The sequence below is a fragment of the Rhodothermales bacterium genome, from assembly GCA_040221055.1.
Taxonomy (GTDB): Bacteria; Bacteroidota; Rhodothermia; order Rhodothermales; family UBA10348; genus 1-14-0-65-60-17.
In genome coordinates this window covers 14,771-36,234 of record JAVJVN010000009.1, presented here as the reverse complement: position 1 = coordinate 36,234, position 21,464 = coordinate 14,771, and the positions used below count along the sequence as shown (strand labels likewise).

Annotated in this window: 21 protein-coding genes; 3 read left to right on the top strand and 18 right to left on the bottom strand. The window is 58.1% G+C overall.

The annotated features are described in order from the left end of the window. Nucleotides 1-29: 29 nt before the first annotated feature. Nucleotides 30-2,438 (top strand): FtsX-like permease family protein, encoded by a 2,409-nt coding sequence (locus tag RIE53_02820; protein MEQ9103611.1) that lies wholly within the window; start codon nt 30-32, stop codon nt 2,436-2,438. On the opposite strand, the gene RIE53_02815 is transcribed toward RIE53_02820, so the two are convergent. Together RIE53_02815 and RIE53_02810 are read right to left on the bottom strand one after the other, a co-directional pair. After that, on the bottom strand, nt 2,427-2,918 hold the full coding sequence (locus RIE53_02815) for a DinB family protein (protein ID MEQ9103610.1): 492 nt from the start codon (nt 2,916-2,918) through the stop codon (nt 2,427-2,429). The two genes, RIE53_02820 and RIE53_02815, sit on opposite strands and share 12 nt — an antisense overlap. Further along, nucleotides 2,911-3,345: an FxsA family protein gene (locus tag RIE53_02810; GenBank protein MEQ9103609.1), complete on the bottom strand. Its 435-nt coding sequence runs from the start codon at nt 3,343-3,345 to the stop codon at nt 2,911-2,913. The genes RIE53_02815 and RIE53_02810 overlap by 8 nt, the downstream gene beginning before the upstream one ends. A gap of 129 nt (nt 3,346-3,474) precedes the next feature. Here RIE53_02810 and RIE53_02805 point away from each other — a divergent pair, with 129 nt between their 5' ends. Then, complete coding sequence (locus RIE53_02805; protein MEQ9103608.1) at nt 3,475-4,410, top strand: tyrosine-type recombinase/integrase; 936 nt, start codon at nt 3,475-3,477, stop codon at nt 4,408-4,410. Next, the gene (miaA, locus tag RIE53_02800; GenBank protein MEQ9103607.1) at nt 4,403-5,332 is read left to right on the top strand and encodes a tRNA (adenosine(37)-N6)-dimethylallyltransferase MiaA; all 930 of its coding nucleotides are present in this window, start codon (nt 4,403-4,405) and stop codon (nt 5,330-5,332) included. The genes RIE53_02805 and miaA overlap by 8 nt, the downstream gene beginning before the upstream one ends. Here miaA and RIE53_02795 read toward each other — a convergent pair. The 16 genes from RIE53_02795 to rbfA form a co-directional block, all read right to left on the bottom strand. Then, a complete protein-coding gene (locus tag RIE53_02795; GenBank protein ID MEQ9103606.1) occupies nt 5,313-7,172 on the bottom strand; it encodes a methyltransferase domain-containing protein in 1,860 nt (619 codons plus the stop codon). The genes miaA and RIE53_02795 overlap by 20 nt on opposite strands. A gap of 71 nt (nt 7,173-7,243) precedes the next feature. Further along, nucleotides 7,244-7,630: an ATP-binding protein gene (locus RIE53_02790; GenBank protein MEQ9103605.1), complete on the bottom strand. Its 387-nt coding sequence runs from the start codon at nt 7,628-7,630 to the stop codon at nt 7,244-7,246. Between the two features lie 34 nt (nt 7,631-7,664). Further along, on the bottom strand, nt 7,665-8,987 hold the full coding sequence (locus RIE53_02785; GenBank protein ID MEQ9103604.1) for a glycosyltransferase family 4 protein: 1,323 nt from the start codon (nt 8,985-8,987) through the stop codon (nt 7,665-7,667). Continuing rightward, on the bottom strand, nt 8,977-9,669 hold the full coding sequence (locus RIE53_02780) for a nitroreductase family protein (GenBank protein MEQ9103603.1): 693 nt from the start codon (nt 9,667-9,669) through the stop codon (nt 8,977-8,979). Before RIE53_02780 ends, RIE53_02785 begins: the two co-directional genes overlap by 11 nt. A gap of 3 nt (nt 9,670-9,672) precedes the next feature. Then, nucleotides 9,673-10,785: an aminopeptidase P family protein gene (locus RIE53_02775; protein MEQ9103602.1), complete on the bottom strand. Its 1,113-nt coding sequence runs from the start codon at nt 10,783-10,785 to the stop codon at nt 9,673-9,675. Nucleotide 10,786: 1 nt separating this feature from the next. Then, entirely contained in the window at nt 10,787-12,256 is a 1,470-nt protein-coding gene (guaB, locus tag RIE53_02770) for an IMP dehydrogenase (GenBank protein ID MEQ9103601.1), read from the bottom strand. Between the two features lie 11 nt (nt 12,257-12,267). Next, complete coding sequence (locus RIE53_02765) at nt 12,268-13,068, bottom strand: pseudouridine synthase (GenBank protein MEQ9103600.1); 801 nt, start codon at nt 13,066-13,068, stop codon at nt 12,268-12,270. A 20-nt stretch (nt 13,069-13,088) separates the two neighbouring features. Beyond that, nucleotides 13,089-13,808, bottom strand: a complete 720-nt coding sequence (gene scpB / locus RIE53_02760; GenBank protein MEQ9103599.1) for an SMC-Scp complex subunit ScpB — start codon at nt 13,806-13,808, stop codon at nt 13,089-13,091. Beyond that, a complete protein-coding gene (locus RIE53_02755) occupies nt 13,805-14,512 on the bottom strand; it encodes a segregation/condensation protein A (GenBank protein MEQ9103598.1) in 708 nt (235 codons plus the stop codon). Before RIE53_02755 ends, scpB begins: the two co-directional genes overlap by 4 nt. Next, a complete protein-coding gene (locus tag RIE53_02750) occupies nt 14,513-15,433 on the bottom strand; it encodes an NAD-dependent epimerase/dehydratase family protein (protein MEQ9103597.1) in 921 nt (306 codons plus the stop codon). Further along, nucleotides 15,430-16,662, bottom strand: coding sequence for a pitrilysin family protein (locus RIE53_02745; protein ID MEQ9103596.1), 1,233 nt, complete (start codon nt 16,660-16,662; stop codon nt 15,430-15,432). The genes RIE53_02750 and RIE53_02745 overlap by 4 nt, the downstream gene beginning before the upstream one ends. A gap of 72 nt (nt 16,663-16,734) precedes the next feature. Then, nucleotides 16,735-18,975, bottom strand: coding sequence for a polyribonucleotide nucleotidyltransferase (pnp, locus tag RIE53_02740; GenBank protein MEQ9103595.1), 2,241 nt, complete (start codon nt 18,973-18,975; stop codon nt 16,735-16,737). A 91-nt stretch (nt 18,976-19,066) separates the two neighbouring features. Then, a complete protein-coding gene (gene rpsO / locus RIE53_02735; GenBank protein MEQ9103594.1) occupies nt 19,067-19,333 on the bottom strand; it encodes a 30S ribosomal protein S15 in 267 nt (88 codons plus the stop codon). A 131-nt stretch (nt 19,334-19,464) separates the two neighbouring features. Next, nucleotides 19,465-20,388 (bottom strand): bifunctional riboflavin kinase/FAD synthetase, encoded by a 924-nt coding sequence (locus tag RIE53_02730; protein MEQ9103593.1) that lies wholly within the window; start codon nt 20,386-20,388, stop codon nt 19,465-19,467. Next, complete coding sequence (gene truB, locus RIE53_02725; GenBank protein MEQ9103592.1) at nt 20,385-21,104, bottom strand: tRNA pseudouridine(55) synthase TruB; 720 nt, start codon at nt 21,102-21,104, stop codon at nt 20,385-20,387. Before truB ends, RIE53_02730 begins: the two co-directional genes overlap by 4 nt. Then, a complete protein-coding gene (gene rbfA / locus RIE53_02720; GenBank protein ID MEQ9103591.1) occupies nt 21,082-21,462 on the bottom strand; it encodes a 30S ribosome-binding factor RbfA in 381 nt (126 codons plus the stop codon). Before rbfA ends, truB begins: the two co-directional genes overlap by 23 nt. Nucleotides 21,463-21,464 lie beyond the last annotated feature (2 nt).

Genomic DNA, 21,464 nt, shown 5'->3' with positions numbered 1-21,464 from the left:
TGTTTCAACAATACGTTCTGTGGCATGCCATGATGTGGTCACACCATCTCAAAACAGGGTTTCGGGTCGTCTCCCGGAACGCAACGTTCTCGGCCATCAATATCTTCGGATTGGGTGTCAGCATGGCACTCTGTCTGCTGGTTCTGCTCTTCATTGCAGACCAATGGCGGTATGACACATTCCATGAGAAGGCAGACCAGACCTACCGGATTGTCTCGGACTACAAGTCCCCGTCCAATGTGGAGTCTGAGATGTATGCCACGTCTCCGTCCACCCTGGCCGAACAACTGTTGGCCGAGGGAATTGGCGTGGAGAGTGCCGTCCACGTTCGTGATGGCTTCTCCGGCGAGTTCATTGTTGATGACAACGCCATTCGGACGCCGGGACTTTATGTAGGTCCGGATTTCCTGAAGACATTCGATTTCCGGATGCTGGATGGCGACCCGGAATCCGCCCTGTCCGCGCCGGGATCCCTCTTGCTCACCCCGGAATCCGCCATTCGCCTTTTTGGACGTACCACCGAGCCGGTGGGACAGGTGCTCATTGAGCCGGGAGGGAGGACGTTCACGGTAACCGGACTCATTGAAGCGAATCCACACAGCCACTTCCGTTTCGATGCATTGGCTTCGCTCACGACGTTGACCGAGAATCCAGTGTTTACCCAACAGTTGGCCGACTGGCGGACGTCGATGTCACGCTCGTATACATACGTGGTGATTCAGGATGACACCGTCGACCGCCTGCAGCAATCGCTGGAACGACTCCGGACATCGGCCTACACAGATCCATCCGGCGAGCACCGATACGATGCGTTCGTGTTGCAGCCACTCACGGACATCAACCTGGGCATGCTCATGGCCAACCAGCTCGGTGCGGTCATGCCCCGAATTGCTGCGTTTTTCCTGGGTGGATTCGGGCTCGTCATCATGCTGATTGCCGGTTTCAACTATGTCACGCTGACCGTTGCCAGAGGAACGACCCGGTTCAAGGAAATTGGCATCCGTCGGACGATGGGAGCTGGAACGTCGTCCATTTTCTTTCAGTTCATTGTAGAAGCCGTCCTGATTGCGCTCTTGGCGCTCCTGATTGCAGCCGGCATTCTGATGTGGTTGCTTCCAGCCTTCAACAGTCTCTCGCTCATTTCTTTTTCAGAGAACCAGATCCTGATCGACCTGGGCAAGGATATGTGGGTGTACGGCCTGGCCATTGCCTTCACGTTGGCGGTCGGTATCCTGGCGGGGGTGTACCCGGCGCGCCGGTTTACACGAGTCAATACGACAACCGTTCTCGCCGGCACGGGCTCCGGGCATGCACCTGATCGGGGTCGGTTCCGGAAGGTCGTGACGACATCCCAGTTCGCATTTTCCATTGTCTTCGTGGTGACGTCATTCATGATGCTCGGTCAGTTCCGGCATATGGCTAACACCGACTATGGATTCAACCGGGAGCACGTTGTCAACATCGCGCTACAGGATGTGCCGTTCGATCGGCTGAAGAACGCAGTGGCATCCAACCCGTCGATCGTCCGCATTGCCGGAAGCGACAAGGTCCCGGGGCTGGGATCAACGAACGGTGCATGGCTCTATCGTCCCAGCCTGGCCGATTCGGTCAATTCCCACCATTTCTCGGTCGATGAAGCATGGCTGGACGTCATGGGTCTTGACCTGTTGGCCGGACGGAATTTCGATCCAGCGCGTACCACGGATTCGACCGATGCGGTAATCCTGGGTGCGTCGGCCGTCAGAAAACTCGGATTTACATCACCCGTTGACGCCGTGGACGCTGTTCTGACAGTCGATGGGTCTCCTGCCACGGTCATTGGCGTAATTGCCGATTTCATATCGGCCGATCCAATGCGCTCTGGTGATCCCATTTCCGTGCGCTACCGACCGTCTGAATTCCGGTATGCCGTCGTGACAACCGTTCCCGGGGGCGTCCAGGACGCCATCTCTGGTATCACGAGGGAGTGGTCACAATTGCCGACCGTTCACGCACCGATTTTGCAGGTATTGGATGATGAGCTGAAAAACAATTTCATTGTCCTCCTGTTCGCTGACCTGTTGTCCATCGTCGGTGTCTTTGCCTTTTTCTCCGTGTTGATATCCTGCTTGGGCCTGTTCGGTATGGCCATGTATACCGCGCGTCACCGAACACGGGAAGTTGGAATCCGCCAGGCGCTCGGCGCATCACACGAACAGGTTGCCCTGCTGCTCTCGCGTGAGACAATCGTCATGATGCTTTTTGGCGTTGCAATAGGGACGCCGGTAGCCTGGCTGTTGAATGCCTTGTGGCTCTCAAATCTGAGTAATGGGATTGAACCGGGCATTGGGACCGTGGTATGGTCTGTTTTGCTTATCGCCCTGTTGGCAGTCGCAACCGTTGCTACGCAAACCATCCGGGCTGCGCGTACGCACGTTGTCGACAACCTACGATCCTAGAATATCGTCGATGATGGCAAGATGATGCGCGTTGTGAACCACCAGGAACCGGAAGACTTCGTCCCGGGAGAATGTGCCCAACAGTGGATGATCCGCTGATCGGTCCGGTGGCTGCGACATGGCGTTTTTCAGCCTGCCGTGCGTTTTCTTCAGCAGCGCAGTCAACGCATCCGGATCTTCGATGCCTGTCGGCTGAGCAACCGGAGGGGCTTTGACTTTTCCGCGAGGAATGCGCCCTTCATTCAGGACCTCAGGCCGATATTCGGGATGCGTTGGCTCCAGGCGCGGTCCGCGACCGGTCAGGAGTACCACAGCGAATCCGCCAGCAACAATGCATATATGCTCCAAATGCTGACTGACAGACCATCCCGAAGTGTCTGTGTCCCTCACAACCAACTGAGGCACAAGCGCATACATCGTTGCGAATTGCTCTTCCAGCGCGTCAATTGATTCCTGAAGTGGAAAGGAGATATCAGTCATCTTCTACAGACCATTCGGCGTCGGTCATCTGATGTTCTCCTGAACCCGTAAATCCGGAGCGTGTGTTCAACGTAAAGTGTTGTCTGACATACGCTGACAAGGGTTTGCGGAGCATGCGACGCGTAAAGGGAATCAGACCAGCCAACCCCAAAATGTCTGTCAATACACCTGGTGTAAGCAGGAGCGCACCGGAGACCAGGATGATGAGCCCGTCAATGAGCTCAGCTCCGGGCATGCGGCCCTCCGAGAGCCGCGCCTGGAATTTTTTCCAAACAGAAAGTCCCTGAGTACGCGCCAACGCCGAGCCAGCCAGACCCGTTACCACAATCAATCCGAAGGTTGGAAGAGTTCCTATGATCTGGCCGATCTCAATAAGAAGCATGAGCTCGATTGCCGGAACGACGACGAACAGAAGGAACAGGCGCATACCGATGGATGCCGAAGTGTCTAGGATGTTGAGGAGACTGCCGCTGGAATGAGTCATTCCTACGCGCGGATCCGGTCAAAAGTCCCGGGCACTTGTAACGTTACATAATTAACCTTATGTTACACATGAATGAAAAACACGCTTGGAATGGCTTCCGATTCGATTCTTCCTGAGCTTGTCCGCGGTGACGCGGGCACTCTTTCATCCGCTCGTACGGACGATCACGTCATCCAATTGTGGCTGCGCGGCAAGAGCGAGAACTCCCGTGACGCCTACGTGCGCGACATCCGGCAATTCTTTGATTTTGCCGACATATCCCTTGCAGCCATCAAGCTGGAACACCTGTGGGGTTGGGATGAGCAACTGCACCGTTCCGGCAAGGCCGTATCAACACGCGCCCGAAAGCTGGCTTCCATCAAGAGTCTGCTCAGTTTTGCGCACAAGATCGGATTCACGGAGTTCAACGTGGGTGCAGCCGTCTCCTTGCCCAAGATACCGGATATGCTTGCCCAGCGTATCCTTTCGGAAGATGAACTCCACTTGATACTCGATCAGGCAGATACCTCCAGGAATCGACTGCTGTTGCGTCTCTTCTATGTTTCGGGTGCGCGCGTATCGGAGTTGGTCATGTTGTGCTGGAAGCATGTAACGGAGCGAAGAGCTTCATCAGGAACGGCCGGTCAGATTACCGTTGTCGGGAAAGGCGAAAAAGCACGGAATGTCCTGGTTACAGCTTCTGTCTGGAAGGATTTGATGGAATTGCGTCAACGCGAACTTGCGGACGGATTCGGACGATCGCCGGACCCGGTATTCCGGTCGTCCCATGGCGGCAACCTGAGCCGTCAACAGATGTGGCGTATTGTGAAGTCGGCCACAAAGGCCGCAGGAATCGATAAAGACGTGTCTCCTCATTGGCTACGGCACGCCCACGCTTCCCATGCCATGGACCGGGGTGCGCCGACGCATCTCGTGAAAGAAACCCTGGGGCACAAATCCCTGACTACTACCAGCAAGTATTCACATGCCCGCCCGGATGATTCGTCCGGCACGTACCTGGATGTCTGAACGCATACCAGTCATTACGGGACCGACCGCCGTGGGCAAAACCGAGACGGCGGTCAAGCTCGCGCATCGCAGTGCGACTCTCCAAGATGGCCCCGGCGAAGTCATTTCATGTGACAGTCGTCAGGTTTACGACGATCTGGCAATCGGAACAGCCAAGCCGACGGCCTCCGAGATGGACGGGATTGTTCACCACTTCACCGGTGGAATGTCCCTGGATGAAACCTGGTCCGCTGGGGCGTTCAAGAATCATGCGGAAACGCTCATCCGATCCATCCTTTATGCCGGGCGCCTTCCTGTGGTCGTAGGTGGATCGACCCTGTACCTGTCGGCCCTCGTGAACGGCATTGGTCGAACGCCCAAGGTGCCGCCTGATATCAGAAGTCACCTCAATTCACGACTGGTAAATGAAGGGGCGGCAACGCTTTATGTAGAACTATCCGATGTGGATCCTGCGTACGCAGCCACGCTCGACGCGACCAAAACCCAGCGAATTGTCCGGGGATTGGAAGTCTGGACGGCTACCGGACGACCGCTCTCGTCTTTCTTCCACGAGCATGAAGAACCCGCATTCCAGTACCAGGTCTTTGTGCTGCACAGGGATCGCACGGGGCTGTACAGCGCCATCAACGAACGCGTCGATCGCATGTTGTCGGATGGCCTGATTGATGAGGTGGAGCGGCTCCACGCATTGGGCTACAACGAGATGGACGCTCCGCTCCGAACCATCGGTTACCAGGAACTGTTGCCATATGTCCGGGGTGAATGTACTCTCGCCTCGGCCGTCGAACGGGTAAAGCGGAATTCCCGACGATACGCAAAGCGACAGTTGACCTGGTTCCGCAAGTTGGATGGAGCCATCTGGATCGATACCGATGCGCTCTCCATGGACGAGCGCCTGGACATCATCGCTTCTTCGCGATGACGAGGACTGCGGTTACGTGCCCGGGTCGCACGACTGTTCGCCTTCCGACAACCACGCCCCCGAGCTCACGGGCCGCGTCGACCCATTCGTCCTCCCGACGATGATTGAGGCTATCCGCATGCCGGCTCATTTCCCCCCTGGATCGGACCGCATTCGCAAGGTGGTCCGCAAAGCGAAGCCACCGCAGGGAATATGAAGAGCGGTAAACCGACTCGAGAATGACGACACGACCTGCACAAACGCGAAGGGCTTCGGACAGAACACGCTCTGGATGGCTGGAATGGTGCAAAACGTACGACAATATTACTAAGCCATAGGATTCGTCATCCATGGGGAGTACGATTCCATCGTACACGTGGTGTTCATTCGACGTCCGACCGGCGGGTCGGATATCAACAACAGCAGCCCTGTCCCAGCCCGGAAATCGGTCCAGTACAGCATCGGCAACGTATCCTTCAGCGCCACCGAGATCGAGGATCCTCTCCCCTGCCACGGCGAAATCTGGAAACACCCAGGGACGCATCAACAGCATCTTGCCCCATGCCCGCCAACGCAGGATGGTGTCCATCCAACCTGTCCGGCGGCCGGTGGCCTGCAGCCACATCCATACAGCAGCGGCTCCGGTCCAGGAAAGTGCAACGGTCCACCAGTACGGCCCGCCCACATACAACAGGTACGTTCCGAACGACAGGACACTGAATACCAGGATGTGCCAGGGAATCCGGTCCTCGAACAGGACCATACCCAGGACCACCAATCCTACGATGTACCAGGGATGGATGGTCGTCGAGAGAAGGAAGTACGCACAGGTTATGACCCAGCACAGGAACCACGGCTGATTATCCGGCGCGGAAACCACGAACGCCAAGCGACGAGCCTGGACCAACTGCAGCAACCAGATGAACGCCGTACCGATCAGGAACAGCAGGCGGAATGCAGGACCAATCTGCTTGGACCAATCCATCCCGGTGGTCCACCAGTACCACTCCTTAACGATGTAGTACGGGCCGGCATTGAACTCAAACCACCGCACATAAAGGTCCAGCGATTCAAGGATATGTCCCGGAACCGCTCTGTGCATGAAAGGCATCCACAACAACACGGTCATCGCGACCGTCAACACCGCGCCACGGAAAGCCACTTTCGGATCTTCCTTCGAGAGATGGATAAGGAATGTGACCACGAACAACAAGGGCCACAACTTCACCCAGCCGGCCAGCGTCAGGATACCGATGGTGGTCACGCGGTAATTCCGCTGCCAGGCCCACAACGCTCCGCCGAACAGTGCGACGAGAAGAATGTCGGTATGGCCCTGTACAGCTCCAGCCACCAGCAGAACCGGACTCAATGCAAGCAACATGACGGAACGCTCCCTGGCTATGCGGGACAACAGGTACAGTCCAAACATCTCAAGCAGGACCGCAATGGACTTCAGCGCGAGAAATGCGCGGGTCCATGACTCTCCCCCTATGGCCGCTGCCGCCGTGAAAAGGGCTTGGGAGACCGGTGGATAGACAGAGTGGACATCGGGTCGGTTGATGAGTGGATAGACCGCGGCATCGTGCAGGAAGCGCAGCGAAGGATCACTGGGCACCAACAGGAAAGGATTCATGCCCTCAAGGTTCACCATTCCATCCCAGATGTACCGATAAGCATCATCCGAAAGCACCGGTGGAACCGGAAGGGCCACCAGACGCACCAGAATCGCCAGCAGGGCTATCCCCTTCCAATCCAGCGCATCGGTTTGCCACATCCAAATCTGGATGAACAGCATGGCAAGGGCAGACGCCACGAATATCAGGAACCACTCTTTGCGTGTCGCACCGACAACCAGCGCCATGGCGGCGACACTGTACAGTCCAGAGAGGACGATGGCCCTGTTGGACGCTGCAGCTCCTTTCCCGGGCACGCCTACTTTCTGGTCAGAACGATGACGACACGTCGGCCTCCATTCTCATATCGGACGGCATCAGCCAGTCGCTCGATCAGGAAAATGCCTCTTCCGCCGTCGTCAAGTATGTTTTCGTCTGAAAGCGGATCGGGAATATCGGCACGATTGAATCCGGAGCCTTCATCCTCGAAGTGCATCTCAACCGAGGGTCCATGGACCTCATAGGAAATCCGGACCATCCGCGCCGGGTCGAGCTTGTTGCCGTGCTCTATGGAGTTTGTGGCAGCTTCGCTCGCCAACAGTACCGCGGTGTACACGAAGTCCCCGTCGTCTGAAAGCGCCGAAAAGAACGACTCCGTCTCATCAACCACCCGCTCGAGGTCGTCGAAATTGCTGTGTATGGTCAAATCCAGGCGATTCGGGGTCGGCACAGGCGTGAAATCAGGTGAAAGGAACCAACGACTGGAATATATGGGCCATTTGCCGGGCTTGCTCGCATCGATTGTAGGTTTCCAGAAACGTTGCGGGAGCCGGACCGGGAAGACGGTGTTCCTGCCATAACCCGAAGAGCCGCAACAGCATGGCAGCCACCTCCTCAACGGAATCCGGATCGCATACGTACCCGATACCACTCGCTTCCAGCGTCTCTCTCGCGACACCCTCCGGAACCAACCCCAGGATGGGTTTTCCTGCCCCCAGATACTCATACAGCTTGCCGGTGGAGATGCCTTCGCTGCCCACACGACGACCGATCGTCATCCACAGGACATCGGCATCCAATTGGTTCCTGACCACTGCGTCGTGGTCCAGGTAGCCCAACACCTCGACCTGCGGGGCGATGCCCAATTCACCGACCAGGCGGTCCATGTGGGGTGGCACGAGCCCCGCGAAACGGGCGCGGGCGTCGCGACGGAACGCAGGGGACGCCGCGCATGCGGCGGCGAATGCACGCAGGAAGACGTCGGGGCGCTGGACATCGTAGAATATTCCCGAGTACAGGAACGTGCATGTTGCATCCGGAAGATGATCATCGCGCGTTTCGACAGAGGACTGTGCATGCACGTCCGACGCGAAGTCATCGGGGTCAAACCCTTGTGGCACTACAAATATGCGATCGGAAGCACCAGGATGCCGCGTCGCCAGTTGGTCGCCAATCAGGCGGTTTACGACATGGATGCGTTCTGCCTGCTCCAACACGCGACCCTCCATCCGGACGGCGAATTGCTTATGCCACTCCGTCGGGTACGTGTGTCGCGGATTGCCAACCCAGTCATCCCTGAAATCCAGGACCAACGGCAGAGAACAGGCACGAGCGAGGTGAGCCCCGACGAGCAGCGACGTGTAGGGCGGAGCGGTCGCATAAATCAGATCATGAGGCGTCCGGTCCAGTATCCTCCTCCCCTCTTTAACGGCAAACGGATACCAACCGATCTTGTTGTCCGGTTGGAATATCCACTCTGCGGCTCTGCTCAGCCTGCTGCGACGGGACTCCGCTGGCAGCCCGACGGTCCGCCGGCCACCCATCCATTGGGTCGGATCCAATGACCGGGTTCGCACGATCGTCGCTCCCGAAGCATTCACCTCTGCTTCCAGCGTCTCATCGAATGCGAAATAGGCCCCCGGATGTACGGTAAGAACGGTGACGTCCACGCCATTTTCAGGCAAATATTTGACGAGCTTCGCAATTCTCTGGACACCGCTCAACCCCATGGGAGGAAAATAGTAGGCCAGCACCAGGACCCGCAATGGACGATCATGTGCCATGGAAGGAGGCGATCTGATCAAGCGGGTTGCGATCCAGCATCGGCACCCGGGCATGGTCTGCGGCATGGCCCACGACGAGCAGGATGGTGGCCCGTTCGTGCGATGGCCGTCCCAACAGATCGTTCAGGAAGCCCATGGGACTGGGCGTGTGGGTCAGCGTGGACAGACCGGCGTTGTGCAAGGCTGCAATCAACAGACCGGTGGCAATACCGACGGACTCCTGGACGTAGTAGTTCTTTGACCGCGTCCCGTCCGGCAGTACATCGAAAGGTCTGGCGAAAATGGCAATCAGCCAAGGTGCGATTTCCAGGAACGGTTTGTCCGCGTTCGTGCCAAACGGTTGGAGTGCCTTGAGCCATTCGTCTGGTGCACGGTGATCGTAAAAGGATGCTTCCTCTTCCTCGGCTGCTTGTCTGATTTCCGACTTCAGCGCCGGACTGGAAATGGCTGCAAAATGCCACGGTTGCTTGTGGGCGCCGGACGGTGCGGTTCCGGCGGCACGAATACAGGTTGCAATGATGTCCTCGGGCACCGGCGTGGACGCAAATTCACGCACCGTCCGGCGCCCAGCCATCAACGTATGGAAAGCTGACGCACGTCGGGATCGCTCACTGTTATCCAGGTCGCCGAGAGGGTGACTGAACGGCACGAAAGAATCGGACATGCGCTTGGCGTCGGACATGAGCTACACGATGAAGAGTTCGGTGGACAGTCGATTCAGGCGTTCAGCGGGTCCCGGGCCCAGTCGTACGGTGTCTTCTATCCGGATACCATACCGTCCGGGAAAATACACGCCGGGTTCGACAGTAACGACACTGCCAGCAGGCAGTACGGTCTCCGAGCGGAAAGAGACCGGTGGCCATTCGTGGACTTCCGTACCGAGTCCGTGTCCGAGGGAGTGCGAGAACGCATCGTCCATTCCGGCGTGCGCAATGACATCCCGAGCCACCGCATCCAATTCACGGGAGGTCATGCCGGCACGGGCCTGGATGACGGCGGACGCACGCGCCTGATCCACGATCGTATAGGCCGAAAGGAAGTCGGCGGGCGGCTCTCCCAGGCAGAACATCCGGGTCATGTCGCTGCACCATCCGTCCAGGACGCATCCAAAGTCCACCAGGACGGGCGTGTGGGGCGCGAGTCGCGTCGTCCCGGGTCGGGCGTGCGGCAAGGCACTGTTGGGACCGGATGCCACGATGGTTTCGAAGGAGGACCGACTCGCGCCCGCCATCTTCTGACGATAGTCGATTTCGGCGGCCAGATCCAACTCCGTCATCCCTTCCTTCACGATGCCGAGTACGGCTTCGAAAACGGTCTCACTCAGCGCAAGAGCGCGCTTCAGCGCACCCAGATCGTCATCGGACTTCAGAGCGCGCGCACGGTTGAGCAGTCCTGAGACGCCCTCAAGACGGGAATCGGGAAGTGCCAGCACGAGGGCATCGTAATCGGCAACGGTCAGGTGATCCGCCTGGAAACGCAGCACGTCCTTCCGAAGGTCAATCCGCTCCCGACAGAGGTCCCCGACCGCAGCAATCAAGGAGCCCGACACGATCCTCACGTGCACCGTCCCTGTCTGCGCAGGGGTACCTCCAGCAGCCGTGGTCGGCTGATCTTGGACACTCCTGAACCGGTGTGCCTGAATCTCCCGGAATTCCCGGACTTCCTGCTCGGCCTGATCACGATAGCGTCCATCCGTGAAAAGGAACGACTCCTGGCCAAGCACCAGACAGATCCCGTTCGATCCGGTGAAACCGGTCAGCCATTGGATATCCGCAAGGGATGAAACGAGGACCGCCACGTCACGTCCGGGTATTGTAATTCGGCGCCTCTTTCGTGATGGCAATGTTATGCGGGTGGCTCTCCACGAAGGAAGCCGCCGATATACGGACAAACTGGGCCTTCTCGAACAGTTCCTGCACGGTCGCGCAACCGGTGTAGCCCATGGCTGCCCGCAATCCCCCCGCCATCTGGTAGACGACTTCATGCAGCGTTCCACCGTAGGGCACCCGCCCTTCAATGCCCTCTGGCACGAGTTTCTTGATATCATCTTCGACATCCTGGAAATACCGGTCCTTGCTGCCCGCCTGCATGGCACTCAACGAGCCCATACCGCGATAGCTCTTGTATTTCCGTCCTTCGAAAAGAATGGTCTCCCCCGGACTCTCTTCCACACGGGCGAACATGCCTCCGATCATGACACTGGAGGCCCCGGCGGCGAGTGCCTTCGGGATTTCTCCCGTCTGTTTGATACCACCGTCCGCAATGACCGGGATATCCAGGGCGGCCGCGGCCTTGGCGCATTCCAGGACGGCACTCAGCTGTGGCACCCCTACACCGGCAACCACCCGGGTCGTACAGATGGACCCGGGCCCGATTCCGATCTTTATGCCATCGGCTCCGGCTGCAATCAGATCCTCGGTGGCTTCCGCCGTCGCCACGTTTCCGGCAATCACATCGAGCTCCGGGAACGTTTTTTTGACAAGCCGCACGGCATCGATCACGCCCTTGCTGTGCCCGTGCGCCGTATCGATCGTGATGAAATCCACCGCCGCCTCGACAAGGGCACTGACCCGATCCACGATGTCGCCGGTAATCCCTACTGCGGCCCCGACACGCAATCGCCCGTGCTCATCCTTGCAGGCATTCGGGAATTGCCGCTTCTTCTGGATGTCCTTGAACGTGATAAGGCCCGTAAGACGGCCCTCGTTGTCCACAACCGGCAGTTTCTCGATCTTGTGTTGCTGCAACAGAGTCTCCGCGGCCTGGAGCGTCGTTCCTGACGGCGCTGTGACCAACGGAGCCCCCGTCATGATATCCCCCAGTCGTTGGCTGCCGTCGGTCTGGAACCGCAAGTCCCGGTTCGTGACAATGCCCACCAGGACACCGCCCTCGTCGACAATCGGAATGCCCCCGATGGAATAGCGAGCCATGATGGCCCAAGCGTCCGAAAGGGTATCGGTCGGAAGCAGCGTGATGGGGTCCAGGATCATGCCACTCTCGGAGCGTTTGACGCGCCTGACTTCAGCGGCCTGCTGGTCAATGGACATGTTCTTGTGCAATACACCGACGCCTCCCTCTCGCGCCAGCGCAATGGCCAGATTGGACTCCGTGACGGTATCCATGGCCGCCGAAATGATGGGAAGATTCAGTCGGATGCGACGCGTAAGCCGGGACGACGTATTTACGTCGCGCGGCATGATGTTCGATGCGGCGGGAACGAGCAGGACATCGTCATACGTGAGTCCCTCCCCCCTGAATTTCTCGGGCATGCCCTTGGTGCTCATAATTTTACTTTTCTGTAGAGTGCAGCAACTTCATCGCGTGAAAGTCGCCGCCATTTCCCCTTCCGTACGCCGTCGGTGGTCAGGCCGGCATACTGGACGCGCTCCAATTGCCGGACGCGATGTCCGAGGGATTCGAACATGCGTCGTACTTGACGATTGCGGCCTTCATGAATGGACAGTCCGACCACCCGCCGAGAGCCACCGGGAAGGCGGGCGACGCGGTCTGCTTTTGCCGGTCCATCTTCCAATTCGATGCCGGACGCAAGGGCCTCCAACTGCTCGTCTGTCACCTCCTGCTCCAACTCCGCCACATACATCTTCTCGATGGTGTACCGGGGATGCATGAGCCGGTGGGCCAGGTCTCCGTCATTGGTGAGCAGCAGGACACCGGTGGTATGCCGATCCAGGCGGCCAACAGGAAAAAGCCCGATTTTCTCCAGTGCCGGATCCTTGATCAGGTCCATGACCGAGGTTCGCCCCCGTTCATCGTCCGTCGTCGTGATCGTGTCGCCCGATTTGTTCATGAGGAGATACTCGAGATGTACGGGCACGACACGCCGCCCATGCACATCCACGCGGTCGCGGGGCGTCACTTTGGTACCCAGTTCGGTTACGACGGCGCCATTTACCGACACCTGCCCGGCCGCAATCAGGGTATCGGCTTCCCGTCGTGAACAAACGCCACTGCGGGCAATGAATCGATTCAATCGGACTTCATCGTCTGCCTTGAACGGGCGCTTGATGACGGGTTCTTTTCCTTTTGCTTCCGGTTTGCCCCGTCGCCGGACAGGTTGCATGTGGGGCTTGTTGCGATCCTTCATTCCTCTTCTCCGTCAGCATCGTTCCATGTCTCAGCACCGGGGTCGGCGTGTTGTTGCAACCCGGCTGTCATGAGCAACTTCGCCTTTTCTTTCTGGAACGCCGGATCATCAAGAATGGCTTCAATCTCCCTGAGATTCGGCAAGTTGCCTATGGATGCCAATCCAAAAAGGTCCAGGAAGCGATCCGTGGTGCCGTACAGCAGCGGACGCCCCAATCCTTCGGACCGTCCCATTACATCCACGAGACCATACTCCATGAGCTTGCGGATGGCATAATCACAATCCACACCCCGAACGAATTCAATATCACTGCGCGTTGTCGGCTGCCTGTAAGCCATTATGGCAAGCGTCTCCATGAGCGTGCGCGACAATCGCTTGCGTGACGATGTATCTACCAATACTTCAACAAACGGAGCTACATCCGGCACGGTAGCAAACCGGTAACCACCTCCCCACTGTGCAATCCGGAATGAACGTCCGGTGCGCTCGTAGAGTCCATTGATGGATTCCACGATTCCCGCTATATCATCGGGCGCAGGCAAGGCTTCTCCAGTGACATCCGAATAGGCCTTCGCCAATTGCGCTGCCGGAACCGGTTCGTCGGAGGCAAAGATGAGCGCCTCCACAGCCATCTCCAACCGCGTGGCCCCGAGCCCCTGGATGCGGCCCTGGTTTCCCTGCTCATTCGGTGTCGGTGTGGCGTCGTCGGTGGTCATGCGAGTGCAATCTGGAAATCATCGGCCTGTCCGCCAATGAAGATATCAATTTCACCGGTACGAGCCAGTTCGAGTACGGCCAGGAACGTCGTAATGATGAAGGGCTTGCTCCGGCCTGTGGCCAGCGCCACGAACGATGCCCGTTCTCCGCGAACCAGGGTCTCGCGCAGGAACTGCTGTTGCTCATCCAGTGAATAGGCTTCGACCTCCACCTGATGCACCCATTCATCAGGTGCATCCACCAACACCCGCTTGAGGGCAGAGATCAAGTCGAATACGGTCGCGTCGACGAGTTCGTCCTGTGGATCCCGGACGGGCATCTCCGGGGCCGATGCCAATCCCCGTGTGTGGCGGGACAACCGGTCCTCGAACTCCCTGGCCAGGAGCTCGGAGGCTTCCTTGAACCGGATGTATTCCATGAGGCGCTCAACCAGCTCCGCCCTGGGATCCATGGGCTCACCTTCCTCGTCCACCTGGGGAGACGGCAGGAGCATCCGGGTCTTGATGTTGATGAGAACAGCGGCCATGTACAGGAAGTCACCAACCCCATCCAGGTCCACCTCCTTCATGTAGTGGACGTACTCCAGGAACTCATCGGCAATCCGGGCAATCGGAATGTCGTGCACATCCAACTCGTCCCTCCGGATGAAGAACAGCAGCAGGTCCAGCGGACCCTCGAATTGCTGGAGTTGGATCCTGTACATCTATCGGCGGTCCCTGAACCATTCTGCCGTTGCCTTCATGCCGGCCTCAACGGAGATTTCCGGGCGCCATCCCAACTCCTGGTGAGCGAGGGCCCAGGACAGGACGGAACGGAGCTGCTCTCCCGGCTTCGCCGGCCCATGCTGTTCCTCCATATCCGGTGCCACGGTGTCCCGGATGATGCGGAACAGGGCATTCACATCGGTCTCAACAGCCGTTCCGATGTTGAAGATGCCTGACCCTGCGTGCTCGAGGGCTGCCAGATTCGCTCTCACGACGTCGAATACATGGACGTAGTCCCGGGTCTGGCCTCCATCGCCGTTGATGATCGGTTGCACTCCGTCCAACATACGTTCGGCGAAAATGGCCACGACGCCAGCCTCTCCATGCGGATTCTGGCGGGGTCCGTACACATTGCCATAACGCAATGCAACGAAATCCACTCCGTAAGTCTGCTGGTAGAAATAGAGGTACTTTTCTGTACAGAGCTTTGTGATGCCGTATGGAGAAAGCGGTTGCAGCGCATGGCTTTCATCCTGCGGTACATGGTCGGGTTCACCGTAAATGGCGCCCCCTGTAGACGAAAAGACCACCTTCTTCAGACCGTTCTGGCGTCCGGCTTCCATGAGATTCAGGAAGCCCCCGATGTTGACGTCCGCATCAAAACGCGGATCGGCGACGGATTTCCGGACATCCATCTGGGCCGCCAGATGATACATGACGCTGAATCTGTGGGTGTTCCATAGATCTTGCACGTCTGCGCTGCGGATATCCATTTCGTGAAAGGTCGCTCCCGAGGGCACGTTTTCCCGTTTTCCACCGGATAGATCATCCAGGATGTGGACATCGTGTCCCCGGCCAAGGAGGGCCTCCGCCACATGCGATCCGATGAAGCCGGCTCCGCCTGTTACAAGTATGGTCATGCTGATTGGGGAATGAGTCGCACGGTTGAGAAACGATCCCTTCCGAAAAGATCCTCGGCAACGCTGCGAACGTCGTCCACCGTCACCGTATCGATCATTTCAAGTATTTCATCGAGAGAAAAATAGGCATCGTAATACAATTCCTGTCGACCAATCCGCATCATCCGGCTTCCCATGCTTTCCAGGCCGAGCATGATACCGCCTTTCACCTGACTTTTCGACCGTTCAAGCATCCGTTCGGAGACCGGCTTCTGGGCCAGCTTGTCCAATTCCCGGAAAATGAGTCTTTCCGCGTGATCAATGTGCTTGGCATCCGTACCCATGTAGACACCGAAGTCACCCGCGTCCGAGTGCAGGTTCACATAGGAGTAAATATTGTAGCAATAGCCGTATTTCTCACGGATGTTCTGGTTCAATCGGCTGGACATGCCTCCACCCAGCAGGGTATTGAGCACCGAAAGTGCAGCCCGCCGGGGATCGTGTACGTGATAGGCCCGAGACGCAAGTACCAGATGGGCCTGTTGGACGGGCCGTTGGTCAATAAGCGTACGTGCCGGAGCGGTCGACGGGACCGGGATGATTTCCGGCGATACGGGCCGCCGGTCCGATTTCCGGAACACCTTTTCGACCAGTTTGACCGTACGCGCATGATCCACATTGCCGGCCACGGCAATGACCATCCGGTTTGGCACGAAATTCCGGTCCATGAATCCCGACAGCCCGTCCCGCGTCATGGATCGGACCGTATCCTCCCGCCCGATCACCGGTCGGCCCATGGCGTGATCCGGGTAGACCACCGTGTCCACGAGGTCGAAGATGCGATCCTCGGGGGTATCGTCATACATTCGCATTTCCTCGATCACGACGTCTTTTTCGCGTTCGATCTCTTTTTCAGGCAGGGACGGATACAGAACCAAGTCACACACGGTATCGATGGCGCGCGGCAGGTGCTCATCGAGTGCGCGGGCATAGAAACACGTGTACTCTTTCGAGGTGAAGGCATTCAGGTAGCCGCCCACGTTCTCCATCCGTTGGGCAATATGATGCATGCGGCGATGGATCGTGCCCTTGAACACCATGTGTTCGATGAAGTGACAGATCCCCCCCTCATCTTCATGCTCATGCCGGCTGCCCACCCCGACCCAGGCTCCGATGCTGATGCTTCGGACCGAAGGGATGCGCTCCGTCAGGACGCGGACGCCATTCTCAAGTATGGTTTTTTCGAACATCTACAATATGCTGAATACAAGAATAGCGGGGACCTGACGGCCCCCGCTATTCGATCTCGTTGGAAACGATGACTAGCGACGATCGCGTCCGCCACCACCGCCACGACGGCCGTCACGACCACCGCCGCGACCACCACGATCACGATCTCCCCGGTCTTCACGCGGGGGACGCTCTTCGTAGCCTTCGGGTTTTTCGATGAAGGGCTTGCGGCTGAAGCGCAGCTTGCCATCATCCCGGACTTCAATGAGCTTGACCTTGATCTTGTCGCCCACCTGGACATATTCGTCCACGTTGGAGACGTAGCCCCAATCCAGTTCGGAAACATGCAGGAGACCTTCCTTTCCGGGCAGGATTTCAACGATGGCACCGAAGCCTTCGACCTTCCGGACGGTGCCTTCGTACTCCTCGCCTTCTTCCGGCTGGGTTACGATACCCTTGATGATTTCGAGGGCACGTGCCGCATCGTCACCGTTCACAGCGGAAATGGTCACGAAACCGAGGCCGTCCTCTTCCGTGATTTCAACCGTCGTGTTGGTATCGCGCTGGATACCCTGGATGATCTTGCCGCCCGGTCCGATGACCGCGCCAATGAAGCTCGGGTCAATCGTGATCTGGGTCAGTCGGGGAGCATACCGTGAAAGGTCTTCACGGGGCTGGCTGATGGCACTGTCCATGATGTCCAGGATGTGCAGGCGGCCTTCCTTGGCCTGATGCAGGGCCTGGGACAGCAGTTCACGGGACAAACCGTCCACCTTGATGTCCATCTGGCACGCCGTGATCCCGTCGCGGGTACCGGTCACCTTGAAGTCCATGTCTCCCAGGTGATCTTCCGTACCCAGGATATCGGACAGTACCGAGAACCGCTTCCCATCCGAAATGAGCCCCATGGCAATACCGCTGACGGGCTTATGGATAGGTACACCCGCGTCCATCAGGGCCATGGAGCCGGAGCAGACCGAGGCCATTGAGGATGAACCATTGGATTCCAGCACATCCGCATTGATCCGGATGGTGTACGGGAATTCCGTCTTGTCGGGCAGCATGCCGGCAAGGGCGCGCTCGGCCAGGTAACCGTGACCCACTTCCCGACGGCTGGTGCCGCGAAGGAATTTGGCTTCACCGGTACAGAACGGCGGGAAACTGTAATGCAGGTAGAAATCACGATCGGTCTGGTCGAAGACCTGATCCACAGCCTGGACGTCCCGGCCTGTTCCGAGCGTGACGCTGGCGAGGACCTGGGTTTCTCCACGGGTGAAGATGGAGGATCCATGGACGCGGGGCAAATAGCCCACTTCGCACCAGATGTTGCGGATGTCCTTCAGGCCACGGCCGTCAATACGCATGCCGTCCGCCATGATCATTTCCCGCATGACATCGCGTTCAACCACCGAAACGGCCGACTTGATATCGCCTTTCTTCCAGCCTTCCGGCGTGGCTTCCACTGCATCGTCACCCGCACCCAGCAACGCCTCGACGGTTTCCGCCTTGATTTCGTCCATGCCGCCGTAGAACGATTCCTTGTTGTACGGCTTGCGGATGTGGGCATCGATCTTCGCGGACACCATGCCACGGACCTTCTCAATGAGCTCGGATGGAGTAGCAACCGTGCTGTACTCAATGGGGGTCACGCCGAACGCTTCAGCGAGATCGATCTGCAACTGACAGAGCTTCTTGATGGCCGCATGAGCGACTTCAAGGGCTTCCAGCATGTCGTCTTCCGAGGCTTCATCCATTTCCCCCTCGACCATGACGAGCGCATCCAGCTTGCCGGCAACGATCAGGTCGAAATCGGACTCTTCCGACTCACTCAGGGTCGGGTTGACAATGAATGTGCCGTCAATACGTCCAATGCGGACTTCCGCGATCGGACCATCGAAAGGAGCTCCTGAGAGCAAGAGTGCCGCGGAGCTTCCGACGGCGGCAATGACGTCTCCGTCATTCTCTTCGTCGGCCGAAATGACGGTCGCAATGATCTGGACTTCATTCATGAAGCCGTCCGGGAAAAGCGGACGGACCGGGCGGTCAATCAGCCGGGACGTCAGGACCTCCTTGTCGGTCGGGCGTCCTTCCCGTTTGATGAATCCACCCGGAAACTTGCCGATGGCGGAGAATTTCTCGCGGTAGTCTACCGTGAGCGGAAACCAACTCTGGCCTTCCTTGATGTTCTTGTCCACAACGACGGTACACAGGACCATCGTATCTCCCATGCGGGCAACGACCGATCCACTGGCCAACTTGGCCAGGCGGCCCGTCTCGAGGGAAATGACTTTTCCGGGAGCAAACTCGACGTCCCGGACAATAGCTTCTGACATGATTTTTCTTTTTTCCTTTTCCTTTTCTCAGTGTGCGCCAAAACCATGGGCGGCACCCCCGAGACCGGGGGTGCCGCCCATATGAAAGGCCTTACTTGCGGATGCCCAATTCAGCGATGATGGTCCGGTAGCGTTCAATGTCCCTGTCCATCAAATAATTGAGGAGGCGACGACGCTTGCCGACCAGCTGAAGCAACCCGCGACGCGTGGAGTGATCCTTTGAATGCGCCTTGAGATGCTCGGTCAGCTCATTGATCCGCTTGCTGAAAATCGCGATCTGCACTTCAGGAGTACCCGTATCGGACGGCCCTTTGCCGTACTTGTCGATAAGCTCCTGTTTATCGTCTTTCGAAATCATCGAGAGAACCTCTTTAGATTTTACCATGCTAAAGAAGAACCCGTTTCCTTTCTGGAATCGAATTCGCACATCCGGGTATATCCCGAATCACTCAAGTTAGGGCGGAATCACACGGATTCACAACCCGAATGTCACCTGAGTGCGGCCCTGCAACGCTCCCGGTCTTCGTTTAGTTGCGCCACAAGAGCCTCTATTCCATCGAATTTGCGCTCGGAACGAATCCGTTGGGCATATTCCACCCGAACTTCACGCCCGTACAGATCGCCGCTCCAGTCCAGGATGTTCACCTCGAGGTGCATCCCTGTACCCCCGAACGTGGGGCGATAGCCGATATTCATCATGCCGTCGTGCACGGATCCGTCGTCCAGATATACATGCACGGCGTACACGCCCCGGTCCGGGACGACTTTCCGCTCATCTTCGGACTGCAGATTGGCGGTCGGGAAACCGATGGTCCGTCCGCGCCCTGCTCCATGAACGACCGTACCCGTCAGGCCATAGGCATAGCCGAGCAGGTCGTTGGCATCGTGCACGTCCCCCATGCCGAGCGCGACCCGGATCCTGGAAGACGAAATGACTTGCCCGTCCGTGGTGAGCGCGGGCAGCGCTGTCACTTCGAACCCGAGGTCAGCGGAAAGCTCCCGCAGGACAACGACGTTTCCCGTCCTTCCCCGGCCGAAGTGATGGTCATGCCCGACGACGGTACCCTTCATGTTCAGGCCATCCAGCAACACGCGACGCACAAAGACGTCGGGATCCAGCGCGGCGACATCAGACGTGAACGCCAAGACGGAGACGCCATCCATACCGAACTGGCGAGCCAAACGGGATCGTTCCGCAACGGTTGTCAGGAGCGACGCACGACGCCCGGTCAGGACTTCCCGCGGGTGTGGATCGAACGTGACCATGACGGCCGGCAACCCCCGTCGTTCGGCCTCTTTCCGGGTGGCTTCCAATAACGTCTGATGCCCGAGGTGCAATCCGTCAAAACTGCCCATGGTCACGATGCAACCGGACTTCAGGTCGGCCTCCACCGTATGTCTGAACGTGATCATGCCGATGATGTCAATTCGTCCAGCGGCCACGCTCGGGCCACGTTGTACGGCCCGATGGACTCGCGCCTCAATGCGGTCAAGTGGCCCCCGGTGCCCAGTCGTTGACCCATTTCGTGTGCCAATGACCGGATATACGTTCCCTTGGAGCATACGACCCGGAAGTCGATGTCATTCCCGCGCCGCTCCGTGATGTCGAAAACGTCAATCCGCACGTGCCGGGGAGCCCGTTGCACGGTCTCACCTCTTCGTGCCTTCTTGTAGAGACGCTCACCACCCACCTTCGCAGCAGAGTACATGGGCGTTTCCTGCGTGATCTCACCGAGGAAGGCCTGTCGCGCCGCCTGGATGTCGTCCCAGTCAACTGTCGACGCATCGCCGACATCAACGGGTTCGGTTTCGGCATCGTACGAGGGCGTTGACTGTCCCAACCGGATGGTGCCCGAGTAGGTTTTGTCCATATCCATGAACCGGGACATCTGCTTGGTGGCTCGCCCGGACAGGCAAATGACCAACCCCGTCGCCATCGGATCGAGCGTACCCGCATGCCCGATTTTCCGGATGGGCGATATCCTGCGCAACTGACGAATGATGTCGAATGACGACAGCCCTTTCGGCTTGTCGATCAACAGAATCAGCGGATCCCAGGACTCCGGCCTGTCCGGATATTCCAGAACAGGCGGCACGTCCGGTCGATCATTCATCGTCTTCAATTCCACGACGGGCCCGTTCCTTTCGGATGCGTCCGAACAGTTCGTCCATGTGGAGGGCGTTGTCGAGCGACTCATCCAGGAAAAAACGCAACTCGGGTATATTCCGGACCTGGTGGCGGACGGCTTTACCGAGGCTGCCACGGATGCGTGGGGTAAGGTCCTTGAGTACCGCCAATGCCCCCTGTTTCTCGGAAGTCGATGATCCCATGACGGACACGTTAACGTACGCGATCCCCAGGTCGGGCGTTACGCGAACACCCGTCACGGTGACCATGGGTTGCAGTTGGTCGCTGAACTCCGATGACAGGATGCCGGCGATTTCACGTTGAAACAGGCTGGCAACCCGCTCTGTCCGGATACTCATGG

Bases quoted from the DNA above. Each gene is read 5' to 3' on its own strand.
- RIE53_02820 (MEQ9103611.1), top strand. From the start codon at position 30: ATGATGTGGTCACACCATCTCAAAACAGGGTTTCGGGTCGTCTCCCGG.
- RIE53_02815 (MEQ9103610.1), bottom strand. From the start codon at position 2,918: ATGACTGATATCTCCTTTCCACTTCAGGAATCAATTGACGCGCTGGAA.
- RIE53_02810 (MEQ9103609.1), bottom strand. From the start codon at position 3,345: ATGCGCCTGTTCCTTCTGTTCGTCGTCGTTCCGGCAATCGAGCTCATG.
- RIE53_02805 (MEQ9103608.1), top strand. From the start codon at position 3,475: ATGAAAAACACGCTTGGAATGGCTTCCGATTCGATTCTTCCTGAGCTT.
- miaA (MEQ9103607.1), top strand. From the start codon at position 4,403: ATGTCTGAACGCATACCAGTCATTACGGGACCGACCGCCGTGGGCAAA.
- RIE53_02795 (MEQ9103606.1), bottom strand. From the start codon at position 7,172: ATGGCGCTGGTTGTCGGTGCGACACGCAAAGAGTGGTTCCTGATATTC.
- RIE53_02785 (MEQ9103604.1), bottom strand. From the start codon at position 8,987: ATGGCACATGATCGTCCATTGCGGGTCCTGGTGCTGGCCTACTATTTT.
- RIE53_02780 (MEQ9103603.1), bottom strand. From the start codon at position 9,669: ATGTCCGACGCCAAGCGCATGTCCGATTCTTTCGTGCCGTTCAGTCAC.
- guaB (MEQ9103601.1), bottom strand. From the start codon at position 12,256: ATGCCCGAGAAATTCAGGGGGGAGGGACTCACGTATGACGATGTCCTG.
- RIE53_02765 (MEQ9103600.1), bottom strand. From the start codon at position 13,068: ATGCAACCTGTCCGGCGACGGGGCAAACCGGAAGCAAAAGGAAAAGAA.
- scpB (MEQ9103599.1), bottom strand. From the start codon at position 13,808: ATGACCACCGACGACGCCACACCGACACCGAATGAGCAGGGAAACCAG.
- RIE53_02755 (MEQ9103598.1), bottom strand. From the start codon at position 14,512: ATGTACAGGATCCAACTCCAGCAATTCGAGGGTCCGCTGGACCTGCTG.
- RIE53_02750 (MEQ9103597.1), bottom strand. From the start codon at position 15,433: ATGACCATACTTGTAACAGGCGGAGCCGGCTTCATCGGATCGCATGTG.
- RIE53_02745 (MEQ9103596.1), bottom strand. From the start codon at position 16,662: ATGTTCGAAAAAACCATACTTGAGAATGGCGTCCGCGTCCTGACGGAG.
- pnp (MEQ9103595.1), bottom strand. From the start codon at position 18,975: ATGTCAGAAGCTATTGTCCGGGACGTCGAGTTTGCTCCCGGAAAAGTC.
- rpsO (MEQ9103594.1), bottom strand. From the start codon at position 19,333: ATGATTTCGAAAGACGATAAACAGGAGCTTATCGACAAGTACGGCAAA.
- RIE53_02730 (MEQ9103593.1), bottom strand. From the start codon at position 20,388: ATGATCACGTTCAGACATACGGTGGAGGCCGACCTGAAGTCCGGTTGC.
- rbfA (MEQ9103591.1), bottom strand. From the start codon at position 21,462: ATGAGTATCCGGACAGAGCGGGTTGCCAGCCTGTTTCAACGTGAAATC.